We start from the raw sequence: 25,056 nt of genomic DNA, 5'->3' as shown, positions 1-25,056 counted from the left end.
GTCCCCATTGACTGTTCTGTTGACTTGTGGTTTGTTGTGTGCGGTTCTGTTTGGGTAGTAGCAGTGGGCGAGGAGCGCCAGAGTGAAGAAGACATCGACCCGCCTCGCCGACGGTCGTGAGCTGCTCTACTACGACAGCCGGGACGATGTCGTACGTGACGCCGTGGACCGGCGCCCCCTCGGCCCCGTCGCCACCGCATCCGAGATCCGCACCGACCCGCTGCTCGGTGACGCGGTCGCCATCTCCTCGCACCGCCAGGAGCGCACCTACCACCCGCCGGCCGACGAGTGCCCGCTCTGCCCCTCACGCGACGGACGGCTCAGCGAGGTCCCCGAAGCCGACTACGACGTCGCCGTCTTCGAGAACCGCTTCCCCTCGCTCACCGGTGACTCCGGCCGCTGCGAGGTCGTCTGCTTCACCTCCGACCACCACGCCTCCTTCGCCGACCTCACCCCCGAACAGGCCGGCCTGGTCCTGGAGGCATGGACCGACCGGACCGCCGAGCTGGCCGAACTCCCCGCCGTCAAGCAGGTGTTCTGCTTCGAGAACCGCGGCGCCGAGATCGGTGTCACCCTCGGCCACCCGCACGGCCAGATCTACGGTTACCCCTTCATCACCCCGCGCACCGCGCTGATGCTGCGCTCCGCCGAGGCGTTCCAGGAGAGCAGCGGCGGCCGGAACCTCTTCGACGAGACCGTCGCCCGCGAGATGGCCGACGGCTCCCGGGTGGTCCTGGAGGGCGCGCACTGGGTGGCGTTCGTCCCGTACGCCGCGCACTGGCCGTACGAGGTGCACCTCTACCCCAAGCAGCGCGTACCCGACCTGCGCTTCCTCGGCGAGGACGCGCGCACAGAGTTTCCACAGATGTATCTGGAACTGTTGAAGCGCTTCGACCGGATCTTCGGCGAGGGCGAGCCGCCGACGCCGTATGTCTCCGCGCTCCACCAGGCGCCCTTCGGCGAGCTGGAGGGATACGGCATCAAGCGGGACGAATTCGCCCTGCATCTTGAGCTTTTCACCATTCGCCGTACTTCGGGCAAGCTGAAGTTCCTCGCGGGTTCCGAGTCGGGCATGAACGTCTTTGTGAATGACGTGCCGCCGGAGGCCGCGGCCGAGCGACTGCGAGAGGTAGCGAGCAAGTGAGCAAGAAGTACCTGGTCACCGGTGGCGCGGGATACGTCGGCAGTGTCGTGGCCGCCCACCTCCTGGAGGCCGGGCACGAGGTGACCGTGCTCGACGACCTTTCCACCGGCTTCCGCGCCTCCGTCCCCGACGGCGCCGCCTTCATCGAGGGCCGCATCCAGGACGCCGCCCGCTGGCTCGACTCTTCGTACGACGGTGTCCTGCACTTCGCCGCCTCCTCACAGGTCGGCGAGTCGGTCGTCAACCCCGAGAAGTACTGGCTCAACAACGTCGGCGGCACCACCGCGCTGCTCGCCGCGATGCGCTCGGCCGGTGTCCGCACCCTGGTGTTCTCCTCCACCGCCGCGGCCTACGGCGAGCCCACGGCCGTACCGATCAGGGAGAGCGCCCCCACGGCGCCGACCAACCCGTACGGCGCCACGAAGCTCGCCGTCGACCACATGATCAGCGGCGAGTGCGCGGCGCACGGCCTGGCCGCCGCCAGCCTGCGGTACTTCAACGTCGCGGGCGCCTACAAGACGTACGGCGAGCGCCATGACCCCGAGTCGCACCTCATCCCGCTGGTCCTCCAGGTCGCGCAGGGCCGCCGCGACGCCATCTCCGTGTACGGCGAGGACTACCCCACCCCGGACGGCACCTGCGTCCGCGACTACATCCATGTCGCGGACCTCGCCGAGGCCCATCTGCTCGCCCTGGACGCGGCCACCGCGGGCGAGCACCTGATCTGCAACCTCGGCAACGGCAGCGGGTTCTCGGTCCGCGAGGTCATCGAGACCGTACGCAAGGTCACCGGGCACCCCGTCCCCGAGCAGGCCGCGGGGCGCCGCGCGGGCGACCCGGCCACGCTCGTCGCCTCCGCCGACACCGCACGCGAGCGGCTCGGCTGGACCCCCTCGCGCCCCGATCTGGCCGGGATCGTCTCCGACGCCTGGGCCTTCGCGCAGCACATCCGCACACCGGCGTAGTCAGAGTTGTCCCACGACAGGTCCCACGACAGGTCCCACAGCAGGGGAGTTGCTGAGCAATGAGTTTCGAGGAGCTGTACGGGTCGGCCCCCGAGGGCACCTGGGCCGCGCCCGGCCGGGTCAACCTCATCGGTGAGTACACCGACTTCAACGAGGGCTTCGTCATGCCGCTCGCCCTGCCGCACACCGCCGTCGCGCAGGTGTCCCGGCGCACCGACGGCGTACTGCGGCTGTTCTCGGCGGACATCGAGGGCGGCGTCGTCCAGCTGCGCACCGACGAACTCGAACCGCTCACCAACACCAGCTGGGCGGCCTACCCGGCGGGCGTCGTCTGGGCGCTGCGCGAGGCGGGCCACCCGGTGACGGGCGCCGACATCCACCTCAGCTCCACGGTCCCCACCGGCGCCGGACTCTCCTCGTCCGCCGCCCTCGAAGTCGTCACCGCGCTCGCCCTCAACGACCTGTTCGGACTGGGCCTGGACTGCAACCAGCTGGCGCTGATCGCCCAGCGCGCCGAGAACGCCTTCGTCGGGGTGCCCTGCGGAGTCATGGACCAGACGGCATCGGCCTGCTGCGCCGACGGCCATGCCCTGCACCTCGACTGCCGGGACCACTCGATACGCCAGGTCCCCTTCGACCTGGCCGCCCAGGGGCTGCGGCTGCTCGTCGTGGACACCAGGGTCAAGCACGCCCTGGGCGACGGCGCCTACGCCGAGCGGCGCGCGGGCTGCGAGGAGGGCGCCCGGATCCTGGGCGTTCCCGCGCTGCGCGATGTGCCGTACGAGCAGCTGCCGGAGGCGCTGGACCGGCTCACCGACCCGAAGGTGCGCGGCTATGTCCGCCATGTCGTCTCGGACAACCACCGGGTGGCGCGGACGGTCGCGCTCCTCGACGCGGGCGACGTACGCGGGGTCGGCCCGATCCTCACCGACGGCCACGCCTCCCTCCGCGACGACCTGCTGGTCTCCTGCGAGGAGCTGGACCTGGTGGTGGCGGCGGCCAACGAAGGCGGCGCGCTGGGAGCCCGGATGACCGGCGGCGGCTTCGGCGGATCGGCGATCGTGCTCGTCGAGGAGGTGCACGCGGAGGCGGTGAGCAAGGCGGTGACCGAGGCGTTCGCCGGGGCCGGGTACACGGCCCCGCGGATCTTCACCGCCACGGCATCGGCGGGGGCGCGCCGGCTGAGCTGAGGCGTCGGCGGGGGCGGGGCGGCGGGGCGTGGCCACTGAGGCCCACGAGGCCCCGTCCGGTGCTTCCCGCCCGTCGCTCGTTCCCCTGCCCTCGCTCCCCGCCCCTCGCTCCCCGGGCCCGGTGTTCCCAATCACCGGACGCACCCGATGTGCGCCCGTACCCTGAACCAGAGCCACCGGTGGGGGTCCGGTGCGCGGGCGTGGGGGTTCCTATGGGTCATATTCGTGTTCTCGTCGTCGACGACCACCGCATCTTCGCCGAGTCGCTCGCCGCGGCCCTCGCCGCCGAGCCCGGCGTGGAGGTCACGGCCGCGGGCAGCGCTCCGGCCGCACTGCGCAGTCTGGACAGGGCGGCGGCGGACGCGCGTCCCTTCGATGTGCTGCTGGCCGACGCCGATCTCGGTGGCGCGGCGGGGTGGGGCAGCCACCGCCCGGCCGCCGCGTCCGGCGCCGCCGAGAGCGCCCCGGGGGACGGCATCGCGCTGGCAGCCGCGGCGCGTGCGGCCCGGCCCGCGCTGCGGACCGTCGTCCTCGCGGCGCGCGACGACCCGCGCCGGGCCGCGCTGGCCCTCCAGACCGGGGCCTCGGGGTGGGTCGCCAAGGACTGTTCGCTCCAGCGTCTGCTCGCCGTGGTCCGGGGCGTCCTGCGGGGCGAGACGCATCTGCCGCCCGCCCTGCTCACCGGCGTACTGCGGGAGCTGAACAGCGCCCAACGGCACCGCACCAAGGGCGAGTTGCTGGTCGAGGCGCTGACGCCGAGGGAGCGCGAGGTGCTGCGGTGCATGGTCGCGGGCCTGGGCCGCAAGGCGGTGGCCGAGCGGCTCTTCCTCTCCCCGCACACCGTCCGTACGCATATGCAGAACGTACTGGGCAAGCTCGGCGTGCACTCCACGCTGGCCGCGGTCGCCCTGGCGAGACGCGCGGGCGTCGGGCCCGCCGAAGGACCGCCCTCAGCCGGGGATGTTGTCGAACGGGGCGGTCAACTGGCGTAGCAGACTGGCCAGTTCACCCCGCTGGGTACGGGAGAGCTCGGCGAGCAGTGCGCGCTCCTGGGCGAGCAGCCCGGCCAGCGCCTGGTCGGCCCGGTCCCGCCCCTCGTCGGTCAGCCGGACCAGCACCCCGCGCCGGTCGCTGGGGTCGGGCAGCCGCTCGACGAGCCCCTTGGTGGCGAGCCGGTCGATGCGGTTGGTCATGGTGCCCGACGTGACCAGGGTCTGGGTCAGCAGCTGTCCGGGGGAGAGCTGGTACGGGTCGCCCGCGCGGCGCAACGACGTCAGGACGTCGAACTCCCAGGGCTCCAGACTGTGCTCGGAGAACGCGAGCCGGCGGGCGCGGTCGAGATGGCGCGCCAGCCTGGACACACGGCTCAGGACCTCAAGTGGTTCCACGTCGAGGTCGGGGCGCTCACGGCGCCACGCAGCGACCAGCCGGTCGACCTCATCCTCCATGTGGATCAGTGTAGAGGGTCTGTCGACATGAAGTCTCTTGGCGTCAACTATCTCGACCGCAACCATCTTGACTGCAACTATCTTGACATCAAGAGAATTATCGGGGAATGCTGCTCCCATGACCGCACCCACCTGGGATCCGCAGCAGTACCTGCGCCACGCGGACCACCGCACCCGACCCTTCCACGACCTCCTGAGCCGGATCCCCGGCACCCCGGCCACCATCGCCGACCTCGGCTGCGGCGCCGGCAACGCCACCGCCCTGCTCGCCGACCGCTGGCCGAACGCCCGGATCACCGGCTTCGACAACTCCCCGCAGATGCTGGAGCGGGCCCGGCAGTACGCGGGCCCCCGACTCACCTTCGCCCCCGCGGACGCCACCACCTGGACCCCCGCCGAACCGTACGACCTGCTCGTCTCCAACGCCCTCCTCCAGTGGGTACCCGGCCACGCCGACCGCTTTTCCGACTGGCTGGACGCCCTCGCCCCCGGCGCCACCTTCGCCTTCCAGGTGCCGGGCAACTTCACCGCACCCAGCCACACCCTCCTCGCCGCCCTGCGCGAGTCCCCGCGCTGGAAAACCCGCCTCTCCGGCGTCGGAGACCGCACGGGAGCCGTCCTGGAGCCCGCCGCATACCTCTCCCGCCTCACCGCCCTCGGCTGCGCGGCCGACGTCTGGGAGACCACCTACCTCCAGCTCCTCACCGGCGACGACCCGGTACTCGACTGGGTCAAGGGCACCGCCCTGCGCCCGGTCCTCACCGCCCTCGCCGACGACGAGGAGGCCACGGCCGCCTTCCTCACCGAATACCGCGACCTGCTCCGCGATGCCTACCCGCCGGGCCCGCACGGCACGGTCTTCCCGTTCCGCCGCATCTTCGCCGTCGCCCACCGGGAGCAGCGATGATCACCGCGGTCGACCACATCCAGCTCGCCGCCCGGCCCGGCACCGAGGACACCCTCCGCGCCTACTACGCCGGGGTGCTCGGCATGACCGAGATCCCCAAGCCCCCGGCCCTCGCCGCCCGGGGAGGCTGCTGGTTCCAGTCGGGCCCGGTCCAGCTGCACCTCGGTATGGAGGAGGGCCACCGCCCCTCGGTCAAGGCCCACCCGGCGCTCCGCGTCACCGGCATCGAGGCGTACGGCGCCCTGCTGGAATCCCGCGGCGCGAAAGTGGTCTGGGACGGCGACCTTCCCGGCCACCGCCGCTTCTACTCCTGGGACCCGGCCGGAAACCGCATCGAGTTCCTGGAGCCGGTGGGCTGACCTCACCCTTTCGGATGATCACATCGTGTAGGGCGCCGCGGGGCCCCTCTGACACCTAGCTTGGCGGTGTCGCTTGTGCCGCTGTGGCGCCCGCGCCCACACTGATGGAGGAGGTGCTTCACGATGACCGCTCTCGCACACGAGGTTTCCCCGGCTGTGGACGACGATCCGGTCTCCGACCTGGACGAGGTCCTCTGGCAGGCGTGGAAAGCCATGGATCTCCCCGAGGGCTACCGGGCCGAGATCATCGAGGGGTCCATCGAGGTGTCACCTACAGGTCGCCGCCGTCACGGCGTGCTCATCGGACGAATCCGCCGCGCGCTGGACGCTCACCTGGCCGGCGGAGACCACGGCGAGGTCGTCCACCATGACATCAATGTGATCCACCACCGCAAAACGTGGGTCCCGGATCTCTTCGTGGCCCCGCTCGATCTGGACGAGATCCCGGACGAGGACGGCCTGGGAGTCGACGCCGCCGGGGTGTCCGCAATCATCGAGGTCGTCTCGCCCGGTCGGCAGAACGAGCAGCGGGACCGGATCCGCAAACGCCGCGAGTACGCCCGTGCGGGCATTGCGCTCTACGTTCTCGTGGACGACCACGACGGCGACGGCACGGTCGTCCTGCTGACCTCACCCGACACGAAGAAGGCCGTCTACACGGACGAGCACCGCGTCCCCTACGGCACGGACGCGGTGCTCCCCGAAGGCCCGGCGAAGGGCTTCGCTATCGGCAGCGACATCACCGGGGCCTGACGCCTCCCTGGGCCCGTTCAGAGCTGCTTGAGCGCGTCCAGTGTGATGTCGATACGGATGTCGTACGGAACCCCGAGTTTCAGCTGATCATGGTGAATGCCGTTCAGCGCGTACGCCTTGGTCACCGGGTCGAGCTCGTAGACACGGACCACGGGGTGCTGGTTCGCTCCCGCCATCTCGACGAGCCAGAAATGCGGGATGCCGGCTGCCGCGTATTTGCGTGGCTTGGTGTCGCGGTCGCGGGCCTCCGAGTCGGGGGAGACGACCTCGACAGCGAGCAAGACATCCGCCGCCACGAAGCTGTTCTGCTCAAGGCTGGTGACAGCACTCGCGTGGACGACGGAGACATCGGGCTCGGGTCCATCGCGGCGGTCCAGGACGACCGTCATCTGGCGAATGACCTTCAGATGCCCGGCCACTGTGCTGCGCAACCCGGCCATCAACAGGTCGACCATCGTGCTGTGGAAATTCCGTTGAGGACGCGCGAAGACAAGGCTCCCGTCGATCAGCTCGGTGTGCGGCGGGAGACCGGGCAGCGTGAACAGGTCGTCCACGGTGTGTCCGTCCGGTGGTGGTACGGGCCGGCGGAAACGGTCACCGCCCGGCAGCTCGGCGGCCATGGGTTCTGCCATGGGCGGATTCTCGCCCTGTCCCACCACACCAGCGGCCGAAAAGCGTGTGAGTCATCACAACGAGTGAGGCCACGGCCCTGGCCAAGGGCCGCTCACCCCTTCCGGTGGCCTATCAGCCGCGGCTTCGGCTCCAGGCCGTCCAGCCCGTGCCACGCCAGGTTCACCAGATGCGCCGCCACCTCCGCCTTCGGCGGCTTGCGGACGTCCAGCCACCACTGGCCCGTCAGCGCCACCATGCCGACCAGCGCCTGCGCATACAGCGGCGCCAGCTTCTGGTCGAAGCCCCGCGCCTTGAACTCCATGCCCAGGATGTCCTCCACCTGCGTGGCGATATCGCTGATCAGCGACGCGAACGTCCCCGTCGACTGGGCCACCGGCGAATCCCGCACCAGAATGCGGAAACCGTCCGTGTACTCCTCGATGTAGTCGAGCAGCGCGAACGCCGCCTGCTCACACAGCTCACGCGGGTGGCCCGCCGTCAGCGAACCCGTCACCAGGTCCAGCAGCTGACGCATCTCCCGGTCCACCACCACCGCGTACAGGCCCTCCTTGCCGCCGAAGTGCTCGTACACCACCGGCTTGGAGACCCCGGCCTTCGCCGCGATCTCCTCCACCGACGTGCCCTCGAAACCCTTCGCGGCGAAGAGAGTGCGGCCGATGTCCAGCAGCTGCTCGCGGCGTTCCTTCCCCGTCATACGGACCCGGCGCGCACGCCGGGCCGCGGGCGGGCGGTTCTTGCCACCGCTGGTACTGCTGCCTTCGATCGCCACGTCTGTCATCATGCCGTCTCTGTGAGCTCACTCTTGCGCCGGGCATCGATCCGCTCAGCCGACGGCCAGCGCACGTCGTACGCCCAGCCCAGCAGCTCGAACCAGCGGATCAGACGCGCGCTGGAGTCCAGCTGGCCCCGCAGCACCCCGTGCCGGGCGCACGTCGGGTCCGCGTGGTGCAGGTTGTGCCAGGACTCCCCGCACGACAGGATCGCCAGCCACCACACATTGCCCGAACGGTCACGCGACTTGAACGGCCGCCGGCCCACCGCATGACAGATCGAGTTGATCGACCAGGTCACATGGTGGAGCAGCGCCACCCGGACCAGCGAGCCCCAGAAGAACGCCGTGAAAGCGCCCCACCACGACATCGTCACCAGACCGCCCACCAGCGGCGGAATCGCCAGCGACGCACCCGTCCAGTAGATGAAGTTCCGCGAGATCCAGCGGATCGCCGGGTCCTTGATCAGATCCGGTGCGTACTTGTGCTGCGGGGTCTGCTCCTCGTCGAACATCCACGCCATGTGCGCCCACCACAACCCCTTGAGCAGGGCCGGGAACGTATCGCCGTACCGCCACGGCGAATGCGGGTCGCCCTCCGCGTCGGAGAACTTGTGGTGCTTGCGGTGATCGGCCACCCACCGCACCAGCGGCCCCTCGACCGCCAGCGAGCCCATCATGGCCAGCACGATCCGCAGCGGACGCCTGGCCTTGAAAGCGCCATGGGTGAAATACCGGTGGAAACCGATCGTGATGCCATGGCACCCGACGTAGTACATCACCACGAGCAGACCCAGATCGAGCCAGCTCACACCGCCCCACCGCCAGGCCAGCGGCACCGCCGCGACCAGAGCGAGGAACGGCACGACGATGAAGAGCAGCAGACCGAACTGCTCCACGGAGCCTTTGCTGTCCCCGCCCAGCGTCGCGGAGCGGGTGGTGGGACCGGTCGGGGTCTGGGCTTCATCGATCAGATCGGGACCAATGGTCATAAGGGACGTCCCCCGTGGGGTGAGGAATGCGGCTGATGCCCGGCTACGGTTCCGTAACCTACGGCCTCGTAAGTATGTCAGCGAGCAGCCTCGCGGCAAGAGGGCTGTGGACGCCCCGGCGAGCCGGACAACCGGACACCTATCCTGTGTGCGTGTCGTCGGACAGCGCGGTCCGTTCTGTGACTTCTGGGAATGACCCCCAGACCCCTTCGCCAGTCGTGCCAACACTGCAAGGAGCCGCACCTGTGAGCAGTGCCGATCTGACCCCCACCCCGACCGCCAGCCCCGAGCTGCGCGCGGACATCCGCCGCCTGGGCGACCTGCTCGGCGAGACCCTCGTACGCCAGGAGGGCCCCGAACTGCTCGAACTCGTCGAACGCGTCCGCGCCCTCACCCGCGAGGACGGCGAAGCAGCCGCCGAGCTGCTCGGAGACACCGGGCTGGAGACCGCCGCCAAGCTGGTGCGCGCCTTCTCCACCTACTTCCACCTGGCCAACGTCACCGAGCAGGTACACCGCGGCCGCGAGATGCGCGCCGTACGCGCCGCCGAAGGCGGACTCCTCGCCCGCACCGCGGACCGGCTCAAGGACGCCGACCCCGACCACCTGCGCGCGACCGTACGCAACCTCAACGTACGGCCCGTCTTCACCGCCCACCCCACCGAAGCCGCACGCCGCTCCGTACTCAACAAGCTGCGCCGCATCGCCGAGCTCCTGGAGACCCCGGTCATCGAGGCCGACCGGCGCCGCCACGACCTGCGGCTCGCCGAGAGCATCGACCTCATCTGGCAGACCGACGAGCTCCGCGTCGTACGGCCCGAACCCGCGGACGAAGCGCGAAACGCGATCTACTACCTTGACGAACTCCACGCCGGAGCCGTCGGCGACGTCCTCGAAGACCTCGCCGCCGAACTCGACCGCGTCGGCGTCGAACTGCCCCCCGGCACCCGCCCGCTCTCCTTCGGCACCTGGATCGGCGGCGACCGCGACGGCAACCCCAACGTCACCCCCGCCGTCACCTGGGACGTGCTGATCCTCCAGCACGAACACGGCATCACCGACGCCATCGACCTCATCGACTACCTGCGCGGACTGCTCTCCAACTCCATCCGCTACACCGGCGCCACCCAGGAACTCCTCGACTCCCTCCAGCTCGACCTGGAACGCCTCCCCGAGATCAGCCCCCGCTACAAGCGCCTCAACGCCGAAGAGCCCTACCGCCTCAAGGCCACCTGCATCCGGCAGAAGCTCGTCAACACCCGCGAACGCCTCGCCAAGGGCACCCCCCACCGCGTCGGCCGCGACTACCTCGGCACCTCCGAACTCCTCAGCGACCTGACCCTCATCCAGGCATCCCTCCGCGACCACCGCGGCGGACTCTTCGCCGACGGCCGCATGGACCGCACCATCCGCACCCTCGCCGCGTTCGGCCTCCAGCTCGCCACCATGGACGTACGCGAACACGCCGACGCCCACCACCACGCACTCGGCCAGCTCTTCGACCGCCTCGGCGAAGAATCCTGGCGCTACGCCGACATGCCCCGCGAATACCGCCAGAAGCTCCTCGCCAAGGAACTCAGGTCCCGGCGCCCGCTCGCACCCAGCCCCGCCCCCCTCGATGCGGCAGGCGAGAAGACACTCGGCGTCTTCCACACCATCAAGCAGGCCTTCGAACGCTTCGGCCCCGAAGTCATCGAGTCCTACATCATCTCGATGTGCCAGGGCGCCGACGACGTCTTTGCCGCCGCCGTACTCGCCCGCGAAGCCGGCCTCCTCGACCTGCACGGCGGCTGGGCCAAGATCGGCATCGTGCCGCTCCTGGAGACCACCGACGAACTGCGCGCCGCCGACGTCATCCTCGACGAAATGCTCGCCGACCCCTCCTACCGGCGCCTCGTCTCGCTGCGCGGCGACGTCCAGGAGGTCATGCTCGGCTACTCCGACTCCTCCAAGTTCGGCGGCATCACCACCAGCCAGTGGGAGATCCACCGCGCCCAGCGCCGGCTGCGCGACGTCGCCCACCGCTACGGCGTACGCCTGCGGCTCTTCCACGGCCGCGGCGGCACCGTCGGCCGCGGCGGCGGCCCCTCCCACGACGCGATCCTCGCCCAGCCCTGGGGCACCCTCGAAGGCGAGATCAAGGTCACCGAACAGGGCGAGGTCATCTCCGACAAGTACCTCGTCCCCGCACTCGCCCGCGAGAACCTCGAACTGACCGTCGCGGCAACCCTCCAGGCATCCGCCCTGCACACCGCGCCCCGCCAGTCCGACGAAGCACTCGCCCGCTGGGACGCGGCCATGGACGTCGTCTCCGACGCCGCGCACGCCGCGTACCGCAAGCTGGTCGAGGACCCGGACCTGCCGACGTACTTCCTCGCCTCCACGCCGGTCGACCAGCTCGCCGACATGCACCTCGGCTCCCGGCCCTCCCGCCGCCCCGGCTCGGGCGTCTCGCTCGACGGACTGCGCGCCATCCCCTGGGTCTTCGGCTGGACCCAGTCCCGGCAGATCGTCCCCGGCTGGTACGGCGTCGGCTCCGGCCTCAAGGCCCTGCGCGAGACCGGACTCGACACCGTCCTGGACGAAATGCACGAACAGTGGCACTTCTTCCGGAACTTCATCTCCAACGTCGAGATGACCCTCGCCAAGACCGACCTGCGGATCGCCAGGCACTACGTCGACACCCTCGTGCCCGACGAACTCAAGCACGTCTACGCCGACATCGAGGCCGAACACGAACTCACCGTCCGCGAGGTCCTGCGCATCACCGGCGGCCAGCAGCTCCTGGACTCCCACCCCGCGCTCCAGCAGACCTTCGCCATCCGGGACGCCTACCTGGACCCGATCTCCTACCTCCAGGTCTCCCTGCTCGCCCGCCAGCGGGCAGCGGCCGAAAACGGCGAGGAGGCGGACCCGACCCTCGCACGGGCCCTGCTGCTCACCGTGAACGGAGTCGCCGCCGGGCTCCGCAACACGGGGTGACCTCCGGCCGGGGGCAGGGGCCCGGGGCGGCAGACGTCGCCTCGGTTCCCCGCCCCCGGTGATCCGGCCCATCGACTCGCTGGGAAGCGCCCCCTGAACGGGCTTGATGCGCGGACCGGGGCGAGGGCTTGAATCGGTGGCCGGAGAGTCGGCTCGCCCGGCACTCGGTCCTCAATCGCCGGACGGGCTCGAGATGCGCGGGCGGGGCTGCCGCGCGGACCCGGTGAGGCCGGATCACAGCGCCACGAACGCCGCCACCAGCAGCCCCGCACCCGCGACCCCCGCCGCCCACGCCGTACGCGTCATCCGCAGACCCCCACCGATCACCAGAGCCGCCAGCAACAACGCGCCGCCCAACGGAACCCACGCATGCAGCGCGCCCGCCCAGCCCGTCCTGATCGCCTCATCACTGCCGGGGCGGACCACCACCGGCAACCGCTCGCCCTTCTCGGCCGCCGTCGACTTGTCGATGACCAGCCCCCGGTGCGCGGCCGAACCCGCCGACGGCACGAACGGGCCCGTACACGTACCCCCCGAACACGACACCACCGTCAGCGTCCCGTGATCACGGCCCTTCGCCAGCAGCACATGCTGCGCCGTGCCCCACGACGACCAGAAACCGGCCACCAGGACCAGCACCGCGACACACCCCATGGCCGCCCTGCCCGCATACAGCAGGACGCCGCGACTCCGCTTCATGGGGCGCGATCCTTGGCCATCGGACCACACCGGGTCAACCCTCCGAGCCCGCCTCAGGAGTTGTACGTGGTCTGCGCCCGGTCCAGACCCTCGATGACCAACGCCTCCACCGCATCCGCCGCCCGGTCCACGAAGTACCCCAACTCCTTGCGCTCCGCCGACGAGAAATCCTTCAGCACGAAATCGGCAACCTGCATCCGACCCGGCGGACGCCCGATACCGAACCGCACCCGGTGATAGTCCGCCCCCAGCGACCTGGTCATCGACTTCAGACCGTTGTGCCCGTTGTCCCCGCCACCCAGCTTCAGCCGCAGCGTCCCGTAACCGATGTCCAGCTCGTCATGGACAGCGACGATGTTCGCCGTACCCACCTTGTAGAAATCCCGCAGCGCCGTGACCGGCCCGCCCGACAGATTCATGTACGACATCGGCTTCGCCAGCACCACCCGCCGGCTGCCCGGCCCCGGCGGACCCAGCCGGCCCTCCACCACCTGAGCGCGCGCCTTGTGCGCCTTGAAACGGCCCCCGATACGCTCCGCCAGCAGATCGGCCACCATGAAGCCCACATTGTGGCGGTTGGCCGCATAGTCGGGGCCAGGGTTACCGAGGCCCACAACCAGCCAGGGAGCCGTCGGATCGGGCGTCGTCATCTGCACGTCTCCCTCTGCACGTGTCCGGCCCCCGCCGAACCGCGGTGAACCGGTAAAAGCCGGTGAACAGCCAGCCGCCGCCCGCGCCTTGCGGCACGGACGGCGGACTCACACACACTCCGGAACACCACGGCCCCGGACCCGCCGGAACAACCGGCGGAAACACCTCAGCGCGAGGCTCAGGCCTCGGCACCCTCAGCAGCCTCGTCGGACTCCGCAGCCGGCTCCTCGGCCTGCGCGGCCACGACCTGGATGACCACGGCCTCCTCGTCGGTGGCAAGAGTCGTGCCGGACGGCAGCGGAACATCCTTCGCCAGGATCGAGTCACCGGCGTCCATGCCCGCGACCGACACCGTGACCGACTCCGGGATGTGCGTGGCCTCGGCCTCGACGGTCAGCGTGTTCTGCACGTACTCCAGCAGGTTGGCACCCGGCGCCAGGTCACCCTCGGCGTGCACCGAGACCTCGACCGTGACCTTCTCACCCAGCTTGACCGCGAGCAGGTCCACGTGGGTCAGGTTGCGCTTGATGGCGTCACGCTGGATCGCCTTGGGGATCACCAGCTCCGTACGGCCACCGATGTCCAGACGCAGCAGCGCGTTCGCCGTCTTCAGCGCCATCATCAGCTCGTGGCCGGGAAGGGTGATGTGCACGGTGTCGGCACCGTGACCGTAGATGACCGCGGGAACCTTGTTCTCACGACGGATCTGGCGGGCAGCGCCCTTGCCGAACTCGGTACGGACTTCAGCGGCGAGCTTGACCTCAGCCATGTGGCACTCCTCAGAGGTGACGGAAACGGATCGGTCACCCGGCCACGTATCGCGGCCTGCTACGAAGAGCGCGTCGATAACGGAGTCCCGTACCCATGAGTACGGCCTCCCTCGCCGAGCAACTCCGTGAGTCTACCCGGCGGGAAGGCCGTCCCAGAAATCGATCTTCAGGCCGCTGTCAGCAGGCCCGCGGCTACGCCTGCTCCTCGAAGAGGCTGGTCACCGAACCGTCCTCGAAGACCTCCCGCACCGCACGGGCGATCGTCGGCGCCATCGACAGCACCGTGATCTTGTCCAGCTCCAGGTTGTCCGGATCCGGCAGCGTGTTCGTGAAGACGAACTCACTCACCTTCGAATTCTTCAGACGGTCCGCGGCAGGACCCGACAGCACCCCGTGCGTCGCCGTCACGATCACATCCTCGGCACCGTTCGCGAACAGCGCGTCCGCCGCGGCGACAATCGTGCCACCGGTGTCGATCATGTCGTCCACCAGGACGCAGACCCGCCCCTTCACCTCACCCACGACCTCATGGACCGTGACCTGGTTGGCGACGTCCTTGTCACGGCGCTTGTGCACGATGGCCAGCGGCGCACCGAGCCGGTCGCACCAGCGGTCGGCCACCCGCACCCGGCCCGCGTCCGGCGAGACGATCGTCAGCTTCGAACGGTCCACCTTGGCGCCCACGTAGTCCGCCAGTATCGGCAGCGCGAACAGATGGTCCACCGGGCCGTCGAAGAACCCCTGGATCTGATCGGTGTGCAGATCCACCGTGAGGATGCGGTCCGCACCCGCCGTCTTCATCAGATCCGCGATCAGACGAGCCGAGATCGGCTCACGGCCCCGGTGCTTCTTGTCCTGCCGCGCGTAACCGTAGAACGGCACGATCACGGTGATGCTCCGGGCCGATGCCCGCTTCAGCGCATCGATCATGATCAGCTGCTCCATGATCCACTGGTTGATCGGAGCCGTGTGGCTCTGCATCAGGAAGCAGTCCGCGCCGCGGGCCGACTCCTGGAAGCGAACGTAGATCTCACCGTTCGCGAAGTCGAAGGCCTTAGTCGGCACCAGGTCGACCCCCAGCTGGGCGGCGACCTCCTCGGCCAGCTCGGGGTGGGCGCGGCCGGAGAAGAGCATCAGTTTCTTCTCGCCGGTCGTCTTGATCCCGGTCACAGCACAGTCTCCTCAGACGTGTTGATTGCTGCTGGGCGAGCCAGCCGGAGGTATGTACCGGGGCGTACCCCGGAGTCCCGGCCCGTAAGCCGAGCATGCGTCTATCACGGTACGCGCAGATGAACGCACGTGTTTCCGGTCAGCTTTCGCCACCGGCCTCGTCGGACACGGCCTGAGCGGCCCGCGCGGCGGCACTTCCCGGCCGCTTCCTGGCCACCCAACCCTCGATATTCCTTTGCTGGCCCCGGGCGACGGCCAGCGCACCGGCCGGCACGCTCTTCGTGATCACCGACCCCGCAGCGGTGTACACACCGTCCCCGACCGTGATGGGAGCCACAAACATGTTGTCCGAACCGGTGCGGCAGTGCGACCCGATCGTTGTGTGGTGTTTGTCCTGTCCGTCATAGTTCACGAACACGCTCGCCGCACCGATATTGCTGAACTCACCGATCGTCGCGTCCCCCACGTACGACAGATGCGGCACCTTGGAACCCTCACCGATGGTCGCGTTCTTCGTCTCCACATACGTCCCGATCTTCCCCCGCACACCGAGCCGCGTACCCGGCCGCAGATAGGCGTACGGACCCACGGTCGCGTGCTCACCCACCTCCGCACCGTCCGCCACCGTGTTGTCCACCCGCGCGAACGCACCCACCACGGTGTCCTTCAGCCGCGAGTTGGGCCCGACCTCCGCACCCTCCGCGAGATGCGTCGCACCCAGCAACTGCGTACCCGGATGAACCACCGCATCCGGCTCGAACGTCACCGACACATCGACGAAGACCGACGCGGGATCGACCACGCTCACCCCGGCGAGCATCGCCCGCTCCAGCAGCCGGGCGTTCAGCAGCGCACGTGCCTGCGCCAACTGCACCCGGTTGTTGATCCCCACGATCTCCCGGTGGTCATCGGCCACCGACGCCCCCACCCGGTGACCGGCCGACCGCAGAATGCCCAGCACATCGGTCAGGTACTCCTCACCCTGACTGTTGTCCGTGCGCACCTTGTCCAGCGCCTCCGCCAGCAGCCGCCCGTCGAAGGCGAACACCCCCGAATTGATCTCCCGGATCGCCAACTCCGCCTCGGAGGCGTCCTTGTGCTCCACGATCGAGATCACCGCACCGCTGGCGTGATCCCGCACGATGCGCCCGTAACCGGACGCGTCCGGCACCTCGGCGGTCAGCACGGTCACCGCGTTGCCATCGGCGGTGTGCGTGGCGGCGAGCGCGGCCAGCGTCGCCCCGGTCAGCAGCGGCGTGTCACCGCAGACCACCAGAACGGTGCCATCGGGGGGCGCGCCCAGCTCTTCGAGCGCGGTACGCACGGCATGTCCGGTGCCGTTCTGCTCGGCCTGCACGGCGGTCCGTACGTCCGCGTCGGTCTCCGCGAGATGGGCCTGGACCTTCTCACGCTCGTGCCCGACGACCACGACGAGCTGCTCCGGCCCCAGCTCGCGTGAGGCGGCCACGACATGGCCGACGAGCGAGCGCCCGCAGACCTCGTGCAGGACCTTGGGGGTGGCCGACTTCATCCGGGTCCCCGCACCCGCCGCGAGAACGACGACGGCGGCAGCCGAGGGAGCCCTTCCCCCTGTTTGCGCGGATCCGAGACCTTGGGGGGGAGTGGCGCTCACGGTGGTGCCCTTCGGGTGCGGGTGGGTGGATATCCGCAGAATACCGGGGGGCCGGGGGGTGGAAACGGGGGCGGGTCCTGACCTGGAGGGTCAGGACCCGAACCTTGTGCTCCCGGAGAAGGAATCGAACCCTCATTCATCGGACCAAAACCGATTGTCCTGCCTTTAGACGATCCGGGATGAACTGCCCTCTATGTCTGATTCAAGTGATCAGGCGATCAGGCAGCCCCTACTATGCCGTACCACCAGCCCTCGACGCGACGGTAGAGGTCGGCACTTTGGTTCACGCGGACCACCAGGCAGCCGTGATAGTGCTCGCCCGTGTTCTTGCGGTTGGTCAACGGGTTGTGTTTCTTGACCGTCGTCTTGCCGAACGAGCCGACCCCGCCCACCACATCGGCCCAGTACCGCTCGGACGCGGAGGCGTCGGCCGTCTCGTGAATGTGTACGTGGAACCTCAGGTTGGCCGGGTCGACCTTCAGCAGGCGCAGCCATGCGAGGAAGACCTTGATCATGTCGGGGTCGCTATTGATGAAGGCCACCCGCTCCTGGGGTCGGTGAGGCTTGCTCTTGGTTCCCTCGGCCCAGTAGAGCGCGGCCCCCGCGATCATCAGTTCCCGCTCGGAAAGGTCGCCGATCTCGTCACTGGCCGCCCGCTTGGTCTTCTGGCGTTCCACCTCGCGACGCTGCAGCGTGGCCTCCCAGCCGCGCCTGGCGATCGCCGATGCGTCCTCTCGCGTGCGCCGGGGCGGCTTCGGCATGTCCCGCACCCAGAGCGAGATCGAACTCTTCGAGCACCCCAGCTCCACCTGGATCCCGTCGTACGTCATCCCCTGCGCCCGGAGCTCGCGGGCCTTCGCCCGCAGGTCGTCCTTCGCGTTCGGCCGTCTGGTCCACTCGGGTGCGGGCTCGCCCTCCAGCAGGCGGTTGAGGATGTCGTTGTTGTCGACGAAGAGCCGGTCGCGGATCTGGCGGCGGCTGAGGCCCTCCCTGCGTAACGCGATGGCCTGTTCGCGCAGGCCCTCGAAGTCGGCGTACTTGCTGTTTCTGCTGCGGATATCGGTCACGGCAACAGCATCGTCCGGAATGCGGACGTCCGGTTCGAAAGCATGCTCGATTCACTGGATCGAGTGATCAGGGCGTATTGCGCGTAACCTCCCGTATCGAAATTCGTGGGGCAGGGCTCTGCCCGCCCGTACGCTGGTTGCCATGACCGCAACGGGGGCGTACGACACCACGGCCACGGGGCTGACCGCCCGTGGCTGGTGGTGGTGGGAGCGGCGGCGCGGTGCCGCCCTGGATGTGGGGCTGGGCGTCGTCTCGGCTCTGGAATGCGCGCTGGAGGGTGTGGGCTTCTCCGGGCAGGCCGGGCTTCCGGTGCCGTTCGGAGTGGTGTTCGGGCTGTTGGCCGGATTCGTACTGGTGTTGCGGCGGCGGTGGCCGATCGCGGTGGTGCTGGTGTCGATCGCCACCACGCCCGCCCAGATGGGTTTCCTGATGGGGATCGTCGGGCTCTACACGCTCGCCGCATCCGATGTGCCGCGCCGGCTGACCGGTGCGCTGACGGTGATGGCGACGCTGGGCACGCTGATCGTGACGTTCGTACGGCTGCGCCATGGCGTGGGTGCGGAGGACGGGACTCCGGGCCCGGTGTTCGTGGTGCTCGCGTCCGTCTTCATGTCGCTGGGGCTGACGGCTCCGCCGGTGCTGTTCGGCCTGTACACCGGGGCGCGGCGCAGGCTGATGGAGAGTCTGCGGGAGCGTGCGGACAGTCTGGAGCGTGAGCTGTCGCTGCTGGCGGACCGTGCGGAGGAGCGGGCCGAGTGGGCGCGTACGGAGGAGCGGACACGGATCGCGCGGGAGATGCACGACGTGGTGGCGCACCGGGTGAGTCTGATGGTGGTGCATGCGGCGGCTCTGCAGGCGGTGGCGTTGAAAGATCCCGTGAAGGCGTCGAAGAACGCTGCCCTGGTGGGAGACATGGGGCGGCAGGCGCTGACGGAGTTGCGGGAGATGCTGGGGGTGTTGCGTTCGGGCGGGTCGGTACGGGCTCCGGCGGCGGTTCCGCTGGCTGCGGTCGGGGTGGCGGCTGCGGCTGCCGCGGCGGCCGCGGTGGAGGACGGGCCGTGTCTGGACGAGCTGGATGTGCTGGTGGGGCAGTCGCGGGCGGCGGGGATGGTGGTGGAGCTGTCGGTGGAGGGCGCCGCCGGGTCGTATGACGCGTTGGTCGAGCAGACGGCGTACCGGGTGGTGCAGGAGGCGCTCACCAATGTCCACAAGCATGCGGCCGGGGCGAGGACGCGGGTGCGGCTGGCGCATCGCGGGGCCGAGGTGGCGTTGCAGGTCGAGAACGGTCCGTCGGATGCGGGTGCGGCCGATGCGGGGCTGCCGAGTGGTGGGAACGGGCTGGTGGGGATGCGGGAGCGGGTGATGGCGCTGGGAGGGGTGTTCGTTTCGGGGCCGACGGAGGCCGGGGGTTTCCGGGTGTCGGCGGTGCTGCCGGAGCGGCGGCCCGCTGAGGGGGAGTGAGGGGCGGGGGCGCTGCGCGTTCCTCCTCTGTTGCCTCCCGTGTGCTGCTACCTGGGTTCGCCGCGTTCCCCTGCCGCTCCGTGCTGTCTTCTGCTGCTTTCCGTGTCCGGGGCCGGTCCGTTGCATGCCCGGTCCCGCACGAGCGCCCTGTCTGTTACGAGCCCAGTCGGACGGGCTGGAGGCCGGTGACGAGGGTGGTGAGGGCCTGGTCGATGTCGGGGCCCAGGTACCAGTCGCCGGTGTGGTCGACGCTGTAGATCCGGCCTTCGGTGTCGATGGCGAGGAGCGCCCGGCCGTCCCCTTCGTCGCCGAGCGGGGCGATCTCGGTGTCGAGTGCGCGACCGAGGTCGCCGAGGGTGCGGGCGAGGTGGAGGCCGCTGAGCGGGTCGATCGTGACAGGGGCGGGTGCAGTCTGGCGGCCGGGTGCGGGGCCGGTGATGCGCAGTCCGCCGAATTCGGCCCAGGCTTCGACTGCCGCGGGGAAGACCGCGTGCTGGTGGCCGGCGGGTGAGACGTGGGCGCGCAGGGTGTCGGCCCACTGTTCGGCGCCCCGGATGTCCCAGCGGCCGGGCTGCCAGCCTGCTTCGCGCAGTGCGGTGTCCACGGTCTCGGTGAAGCGGGTGCCGGGGGCGGCGGGTGTGTCCGGCGTGTCCTGCGGGTGGGGCGGCATGGGCGGTGGTTCAGCCCTTCTCGGTGGTCGGGTCGACTGCGCGTACGCCGAAGTGGGCGAGCATCGCCGTACAGGAGCGGCAGGGGGGTGCGTAGCTGCCGTGGAGGGGGTCGCCGTCCTCGCGGATGTGACGTGCGGTGATTTTGGCGTGTTTGAGGGTGCGGCGGGCTTCGCCGTTGGTGAGGGGTTTGCGGGAGGCCCGTTTGGAGCGGGTGCTTTCGGCGGCGGTGAGGTGGCGGGAGAGCAGGATCGCCTCGGGGCAGCGTCCGGTGAATCGTTCACGCTGGCCGCTGGTGAGTGTGGTGAGGAAGTCCTGGACCAGGGGGTGGAGCGCGGGGGGCTGGTCGGCTTTGCCCGCGGTGGAGGTGAGGGTGTCGGCTCCGCGTACGGAGAGGGCGGCGGCGACGGTGGGGAGGATGCCGTCCCTGCGGTGGCGGAGTTCGGGCGGGCGGGACGCGGTGCTGCTCCAGCGCAGGCGTGGGTCGCCGGCGGGCGGAGTCTGCGGTGCGTGTACGGCCGGTGCCGGTGCCTGAGCCGGTGCCTGAGCCGGTGCCTGTGGCGCGTGTGCTGTGCGCGGCGGTGCTGCCTTCTGCGGCGCCCCCGTTGTCCCCGCCGTGTGGGCCGTCTGAGCCGTCTGTGCTGCCCCCGCCGCTGGCTGTGCTGTGTGCGATGTGTGTGGTGTGTGTGGTGTCTGTGCGGTGTGCATGGTCGTGCTGCCCCTCCCCGCCCCGCGGCGGCTGCCGCCGGTGTCGCGCCCCCGTGTTGCGGGGTCAGCCTGCCAAATGGGGCGCCGAGTGGGGAAGCTGGGGCCTGTGATCGGGGTGGTGTGTCGGCTGCGGGTCACTCGAACGTGACCGTCCGTTACGTCGGTGTGGAGGGGCCCGAGTCTGCGGTGAACGGGGCGGGACCGGCTCTTGCACCACCGCATAGGCTGTCGTTCCAAGCCATTCGCAGCAGGGGGCAACCGCCATGACGACAGGTCGGCTCGGGCAGCAAGCCGCGCCACCGAACGCGGCCTATGCCGGGCAGCTCGTGAGCTTCCCGGACCCGGTCCGGGCCGCGCGCCACCCCCGCGGTGTGCGGGTGGACGGGAACGGATTCCCGGATTTCTCACCGTACGCGCGCGCCGCCGCGGAGATCGCGGAGCCCCCTGAGGGGTTCGGTGTCGACGAGTTGCGGTTGACGGACTATGTGTCGGCCAATGCGGCGCTGGCGGCGTCGGGGCACGAACTGTGGGACACGATCCCGGCTGTTGCCACGCCGCACGGCTGGACCTGGCACCACGTGCCGGGTACGCGCCGACTGGAACTGGTGCCGGTCGAGGTCAAGGCGTTGCTGCGGCACCATGGCGGACTCGCGACGGCGGCCGTCGACCAGGAGAAGCGGGGTACGCGTCCGTTGCAGGACACCCGGCCCGCCCATTTCGGGCTGCCCCGGGGTTCGGTGGCGGTCGGGGAGCAGCTGGTGCTGGCCGCCGAGGAGGATCTGGGGTACCGGCTGCCCGGCGCGTACCGGTCGTTCCTGAAGGCAGCGGGTGGCTGTGCGCCGGTCGGGACGGCGCTGGACGCGGAGTTGGGGCTGCTGGTGGACCAGCCGTTCTTCACGGTGCGCGACGAGGCGGCCGTCAATGACCTGGTGTACGTCAACAAGTGCCTGCGGGACCATCTGACGAAGGATTACCTGGGTGTGGGTTTTGTTCAGGGCGGGATAGTCGCGGTGAAGGTCAAGGGCGGTGCGGTGGGCACGGTCTGGTTCTGTGCGTACGACGATGCCCGTGATCAGGACGCGTGGCCGCCCGCGGAGCGGGTGGAGCGGCTGCTGCTGCCGTGCGGTGATGATTTCGACGCGTTCCTGGAGCGGCTGGCGGGGAATCCGCCGGAGCTGGAGACAGTGGCGAACCTGATGGTGGACGGCGGCTTCGCGCAGGCCGTCCCGGTCTCGGCCGAGGGGTGAAGAGCCGATGGTGACCTTTGCGCAGGCGCAGGAGCGCGCGGAAGAGTGGGTCAACGGGGACGTTCCCGCGTATCAGCACCGTGAGGTGCGGGTGCGGGAGTTCGAGCTCGGTTTCGTGGTGTGGGCGGAGGACCGCGCGGAGGGGCCTTCGGGCGGTGGCGGCCGTCAGCGGCTGGTGATCGCGCGGGACGGCGGTGAGGCGACGCTGTGGCCGGGGCTGCCGGTGGGCGAGGTGGTCCGGCGGTACGAGGAGGAGTACGGGGCGGCGGATGCCGTGGCGGCTGCGCCGGAGCCGGCGGCGCAGCGGATCGATCTGAACCAGACGTCGTTCCTGCTGACTCCGCCGGAGTGGCTGCAGGACGCGGCGGACAAGCTGGGTATCCCTGACCGACGGTCGGGGGAGGGGGCCTCTGCCGGGGCCGGGTCTCTCGCTGGGACCGGCTCTTCCGGTGGGGCCGGGTCTCTCGCCGGGGCTGGTTCTGCTGGTGGGTCCGGCGCATTGGGTGCGGCCGGTGGTTCCGATGGGTCCAGGGGTTCGGGTGATTCCGTCGGTTCCGGTGGTTCGGCCGGTTCCGGTGGTTCGGCCGGTTCGGCCGGGGATCGTGAGTCCGTGGCCCGGGGGAGTGTTCCCGCGGACGGGACGCCCTGGGCGGGGACCGACACCAATGCGGTGCCGGGTGGCCAGGACGGTTCGGTGCCGCTGCCCGAGACCGTGTTCGCGCCGCCGCTGGCCGGTTCGGACGATGAGGGGGCCCCGCCGCCGGGGGTGGCTCCCGAGGCCAAGACGGCGCTGATGTCGGGTGGCAGCGGACTGCCGCGTACGACCGTGGCGCCCGCGCTCGACGGGTTCCCCCCGCCCCAGCACGCTCCGCAGGCTCCGCAGCCCCAGCACGCTCCGCAGGCTCCGCAGCCCCAGCAGGCTCCGCCTCCGCAGCAGACTCCGCCGCCTTCGGCCCCCGCCCAGCCGCCGCCGGTCGGCGGGCCGCCGCAGCCGCCCGCAGGGGGCCAGCAGCCGCCGCAGTCGTTGCCGCAGCCGCCGGCCGGTCAGCGGATGCCTCCGCCGCTTCCGCCGCAGGGCGCCGGTGCGCCGCTGCCCCCTGCCGCCGGTCAGACCCCGGGCCAGGGCGTCGGCCCTGCGGCCGGACCCGGTCCTGGTCCCGGTGACATCTCGGATGCCGCGACCAGTAAGGCCATGGCGCCCCCGCGCGCGGCGCGTGGTGGAGCGACACCGCCTCCGCCGCCGCCCCCGCCCGGTGCCCCCGGGACCCCGGGTGCGCGGCCGGGTGGGGCTCCGCCGTTGCCGCCGGGTGTGCCGCCCGAGGGTTACGTACGGACACAGCTGGCCCCGCACCTCGGCCCCGGCGCCCCGGGCGCACCCCAGGTCCCCGGGCAGCAGCACCCCGGTCAGCCGGGCATGCCGCAGCCGCCGGGACCGCCGATGCCGCCGCCGAACGGCGGGAGCACCGGCGGTGGTCCGGGTGCCGATGTGCACCATGCGGCGACGATGCTGGCCGGCCCGAGTCTGGGTGGTCAGGGCAGTCTCGGCGGTGCCAGGCCGTCCGGCCCGCCCGGTGCGCCGCAGCCGCCGGGTCCGCCCGGTGTCCCCGGTGCCGGGGCGCCGCAGCCGCCCGGTCAGCCGGGTCCGCCCGCGCCTCCGCCGCCCGGGGGCAGTATGGGCGGTGACGTGCACCATGCGGCCACCATGCTGGCAGGACCCGGGATGGGGACGCCGCCGCCCGGCCGGACCCCGCCGCCCGGTCCCGTACCACCGCCGCAGGGTGCCGCGTACGGGTATCCGCAGCAGCCCCCCGGCGGGCTGCCGACGGTGGGCCCCGGCTATCAGGCCGTACTGCGCTACCGCGCGCAGGACGGGTCCGAGCAGCAGCTCATCCGCCGTTCGGCGCCCGGCACCCCGCACCCGGAGTGGCAGATGCTGCACGAGCTGCGGGCCATGAACGTGCCGCCGCAGCAGGTCATCGAGCTGCACACCGAGCTGGAGTCGTGCGAGCTGCCGGGTGGGTACTGTGCGCGGATGATCCGGGAGACCTGGCCGCAGGTACGGATCACCAGCGTCGCCCCGTACGGCAGTGATCACGCAAGCCGTCAGCAGGGGATGCAGCATCTGCTGACGCACCAGGGCGAGCTGCACCAGGTCGCGGACGGTCCGGCGCGGCCCGCTCCGGTGCGGGCCCCGCTGCCCGCGGTGCAGCCGGCGCCGCCGCTGCCGCCGCAGGGTGTGGCGCACGAGCTGGCGCAGGCGTTCGGGCCGCAGGGTGTCTTCCGGTTCGACCAGCGGGCGGTGTCCCGGCAGGGTGTGCCGGACATCGTGGCGCAGACGCTGGTGTGGGCGGGGCTGCCGGTCGATTTCGGACCGTTCTTCTGGGCGCAGGCGGTGCCGGGTCAGCCGGTGCCGACGCTGGCCGAGCTGGCGGCGCAGCGGCAGGTGCAGCCCGCGTCCGACGCGGGGTCGTATCTGGTGATGGGCTCCGACTTCGGCCGGGCGCTCTGTGTGCAGTACGGCACCGCGAACATCGTGGCGGTGCCGGTGGAGGCGGGGCCCGGTGGCCGGCCGGTGGCGCCGCAGTTCGTGAACTCCGGGCTGCCCGAGTTCGTCCGGTCGCTGGCGTTGCTGGGCCGGATGTGGCGGCTGCGCTTCGGACTCACGCCGGAGCAGGCGGGCCGGTGGACGGTCGACTTCCAGGCGCAGCTGATGATGCTGGACGCGGCGGCGCTCGGTTCGCCGGAGAGCTGGTGGTCGGTGCTGCTTGAGCAGATGTGGGACGGGCTGCTCTGAGGTAGTCACGGCACGACCCCTGTGCGCCGTACGAGGCGCCCGGCCG

At 70.5% G+C, this 25,056-nt stretch carries 23 protein-coding genes and 1 tRNA gene; 11 read left to right on the top strand and 13 right to left on the bottom strand.

The genetic code is table 11. The features are described from left to right. Positions 1 to 82: 82 nt before the first annotated feature. The 4 genes from galT to ACWGKJ_RS21205 all read left to right on the top strand — a co-directional run bounded on the left by galT (position 83) and on the right by ACWGKJ_RS21205 (position 4,291). On the top strand, positions 83 to 1,144 hold the full coding sequence (galT, locus tag ACWGKJ_RS21220; protein WP_385030754.1) for a galactose-1-phosphate uridylyltransferase: 1,062 nt from the start codon (positions 83 to 85) through the stop codon (positions 1,142 to 1,144). Then, a complete protein-coding gene (gene galE, locus ACWGKJ_RS21215) occupies positions 1,141 to 2,109 on the top strand; it encodes a UDP-glucose 4-epimerase GalE (protein ID WP_385030757.1) in 969 nt (322 codons plus the stop codon). Before galT ends, galE begins: the two co-directional genes overlap by 4 nt. 59 nt (positions 2,110 to 2,168) lie before the next feature. Beyond that, positions 2,169 to 3,299 carry a galactokinase gene (gene galK, locus ACWGKJ_RS21210; protein ID WP_385030760.1) on the top strand — a complete coding sequence of 377 codons (1,131 nt, stop codon included), beginning with the start codon at positions 2,169 to 2,171 and terminating at the stop codon, positions 3,297 to 3,299. Between the two features lie 212 nt (positions 3,300 to 3,511). Continuing rightward, the gene (locus ACWGKJ_RS21205) at positions 3,512 to 4,291 is read left to right on the top strand and encodes a LuxR C-terminal-related transcriptional regulator (RefSeq protein ID WP_385030763.1); all 780 of its coding nucleotides are present in this window, start codon (positions 3,512 to 3,514) and stop codon (positions 4,289 to 4,291) included. Here ACWGKJ_RS21205 and ACWGKJ_RS21200 read toward each other — a convergent pair. Beyond that, positions 4,250 to 4,747: a MarR family winged helix-turn-helix transcriptional regulator gene (locus ACWGKJ_RS21200; protein WP_385030766.1), complete on the bottom strand. Its 498-nt coding sequence runs from the start codon at positions 4,745 to 4,747 to the stop codon at positions 4,250 to 4,252. The genes ACWGKJ_RS21205 and ACWGKJ_RS21200 overlap by 42 nt on opposite strands. Before the next feature lie 118 nt (positions 4,748 to 4,865). Between ACWGKJ_RS21200 and ACWGKJ_RS21195 the strand changes: the two genes are divergently transcribed. From ACWGKJ_RS21195 to ACWGKJ_RS21185, 3 genes are all read left to right on the top strand, one after another. Then, entirely contained in the window at positions 4,866 to 5,654 is a 789-nt protein-coding gene (locus tag ACWGKJ_RS21195; protein WP_385030769.1) for a trans-aconitate 2-methyltransferase, read from the top strand. Then, a complete protein-coding gene (locus ACWGKJ_RS21190) occupies positions 5,651 to 6,013 on the top strand; it encodes a VOC family protein (RefSeq protein ID WP_385030772.1) in 363 nt (120 codons plus the stop codon). Before ACWGKJ_RS21195 ends, ACWGKJ_RS21190 begins: the two co-directional genes overlap by 4 nt. A 123-nt stretch (positions 6,014 to 6,136) precedes the next feature. Further along, complete coding sequence (locus ACWGKJ_RS21185; RefSeq protein ID WP_385030775.1) at positions 6,137 to 6,766, top strand: Uma2 family endonuclease; 630 nt, start codon at positions 6,137 to 6,139, stop codon at positions 6,764 to 6,766. A 17-nt stretch (positions 6,767 to 6,783) separates the two neighbouring features. Here ACWGKJ_RS21185 and ACWGKJ_RS21180 read toward each other — a convergent pair whose 3' ends face one another. The 3 genes from ACWGKJ_RS21180 to ACWGKJ_RS21170 all read right to left on the bottom strand — a co-directional run bounded on the left by ACWGKJ_RS21180 (position 6,784) and on the right by ACWGKJ_RS21170 (position 9,160). Beyond that, positions 6,784 to 7,386, bottom strand: a complete 603-nt coding sequence (locus ACWGKJ_RS21180; RefSeq protein ID WP_385030814.1) for a Uma2 family endonuclease — start codon at positions 7,384 to 7,386, stop codon at positions 6,784 to 6,786. A 104-nt stretch (positions 7,387 to 7,490) separates the two neighbouring features. Further along, a complete protein-coding gene (locus ACWGKJ_RS21175) occupies positions 7,491 to 8,180 on the bottom strand; it encodes a TetR family transcriptional regulator (protein ID WP_385030778.1) in 690 nt (229 codons plus the stop codon). Then, positions 8,177 to 9,160, bottom strand: a complete 984-nt coding sequence (locus ACWGKJ_RS21170) for an acyl-CoA desaturase (protein ID WP_385030781.1) — start codon at positions 9,158 to 9,160, stop codon at positions 8,177 to 8,179. Before ACWGKJ_RS21170 ends, ACWGKJ_RS21175 begins: the two co-directional genes overlap by 4 nt. 245 nt (positions 9,161 to 9,405) lie before the next feature. On the opposite strand from ACWGKJ_RS21170, the gene ppc reads away from it, so the two are divergent. Further along, positions 9,406 to 12,141 carry a phosphoenolpyruvate carboxylase gene (ppc, locus tag ACWGKJ_RS21165; RefSeq protein WP_385030784.1) on the top strand — a complete coding sequence of 912 codons (2,736 nt, stop codon included), beginning with the start codon at positions 9,406 to 9,408 and terminating at the stop codon, positions 12,139 to 12,141. A 234-nt stretch (positions 12,142 to 12,375) separates the two neighbouring features. Here ppc and ACWGKJ_RS21160 read toward each other — a convergent pair whose 3' ends face one another. From ACWGKJ_RS21160 to ACWGKJ_RS21130, 7 genes are all read right to left on the bottom strand, one after another. After that, a complete protein-coding gene (locus ACWGKJ_RS21160) occupies positions 12,376 to 12,840 on the bottom strand; it encodes a hypothetical protein (RefSeq protein ID WP_385030787.1) in 465 nt (154 codons plus the stop codon). A 53-nt stretch (positions 12,841 to 12,893) separates the two neighbouring features. Then, positions 12,894 to 13,490, bottom strand: coding sequence for an aminoacyl-tRNA hydrolase (gene pth / locus ACWGKJ_RS21155; RefSeq protein WP_385030790.1), 597 nt, complete (start codon positions 13,488 to 13,490; stop codon positions 12,894 to 12,896). A 179-nt stretch (positions 13,491 to 13,669) separates the two neighbouring features. Then, positions 13,670 to 14,260 (bottom strand): 50S ribosomal protein L25/general stress protein Ctc, encoded by a 591-nt coding sequence (locus tag ACWGKJ_RS21150; protein WP_385030793.1) that lies wholly within the window; start codon positions 14,258 to 14,260, stop codon positions 13,670 to 13,672. A 193-nt stretch (positions 14,261 to 14,453) separates the two neighbouring features. Continuing rightward, complete coding sequence (locus tag ACWGKJ_RS21145; RefSeq protein WP_385030796.1) at positions 14,454 to 15,431, bottom strand: ribose-phosphate diphosphokinase; 978 nt, start codon at positions 15,429 to 15,431, stop codon at positions 14,454 to 14,456. A gap of 139 nt (positions 15,432 to 15,570) precedes the next feature. Continuing rightward, positions 15,571 to 17,064 (bottom strand): bifunctional UDP-N-acetylglucosamine diphosphorylase/glucosamine-1-phosphate N-acetyltransferase GlmU, encoded by a 1,494-nt coding sequence (gene glmU / locus ACWGKJ_RS21140; RefSeq protein WP_385030799.1) that lies wholly within the window; start codon positions 17,062 to 17,064, stop codon positions 15,571 to 15,573. 109 nt (positions 17,065 to 17,173) lie between these two features. After that, positions 17,174 to 17,244: transfer RNA gene (locus ACWGKJ_RS21135), tRNA-Gln, on the bottom strand. Between the two features lie 38 nt (positions 17,245 to 17,282). Beyond that, positions 17,283 to 18,122: a hypothetical protein gene (locus ACWGKJ_RS21130; RefSeq protein ID WP_385030817.1), complete on the bottom strand. Its 840-nt coding sequence runs from the start codon at positions 18,120 to 18,122 to the stop codon at positions 17,283 to 17,285. A gap of 151 nt (positions 18,123 to 18,273) precedes the next feature. Here ACWGKJ_RS21130 and ACWGKJ_RS21125 point away from each other — a divergent pair, with 151 nt between their 5' ends. Next, entirely contained in the window at positions 18,274 to 19,593 is a 1,320-nt protein-coding gene (locus ACWGKJ_RS21125; protein ID WP_385030802.1) for a sensor histidine kinase, read from the top strand. A 154-nt stretch (positions 19,594 to 19,747) separates the two neighbouring features. Here ACWGKJ_RS21125 and ACWGKJ_RS21120 read toward each other — a convergent pair whose 3' ends face one another. Together ACWGKJ_RS21120 and ACWGKJ_RS21115 are read right to left on the bottom strand one after the other, a co-directional pair. Continuing rightward, the gene (locus tag ACWGKJ_RS21120; RefSeq protein ID WP_385030805.1) at positions 19,748 to 20,263 is read right to left on the bottom strand and encodes an SUKH-3 domain-containing protein; all 516 of its coding nucleotides are present in this window, start codon (positions 20,261 to 20,263) and stop codon (positions 19,748 to 19,750) included. 10 nt (positions 20,264 to 20,273) lie between these two features. Beyond that, positions 20,274 to 20,738, bottom strand: coding sequence for a YwqJ-related putative deaminase (locus tag ACWGKJ_RS21115; protein WP_385030819.1), 465 nt, complete (start codon positions 20,736 to 20,738; stop codon positions 20,274 to 20,276). A 494-nt stretch (positions 20,739 to 21,232) separates the two neighbouring features. Here ACWGKJ_RS21115 and ACWGKJ_RS21110 point away from each other — a divergent pair, with 494 nt between their 5' ends. Further along, complete coding sequence (locus tag ACWGKJ_RS21110; RefSeq protein WP_385030808.1) at positions 21,233 to 22,216, top strand: SMI1/KNR4 family protein; 984 nt, start codon at positions 21,233 to 21,235, stop codon at positions 22,214 to 22,216. 7 nt (positions 22,217 to 22,223) lie between these two features. Then, positions 22,224 to 25,010: an SUKH-4 family immunity protein gene (locus ACWGKJ_RS21105; RefSeq protein ID WP_385030811.1), complete on the top strand. Its 2,787-nt coding sequence runs from the start codon at positions 22,224 to 22,226 to the stop codon at positions 25,008 to 25,010. Positions 25,011 to 25,056: the final 46 nt, after the last annotated feature.

The sequence above is a fragment of the Streptomyces sp. NPDC054757 genome (genome assembly GCF_053612185.1).
This window is presented reverse-complemented; position numbering and strand designations above follow the sequence as displayed.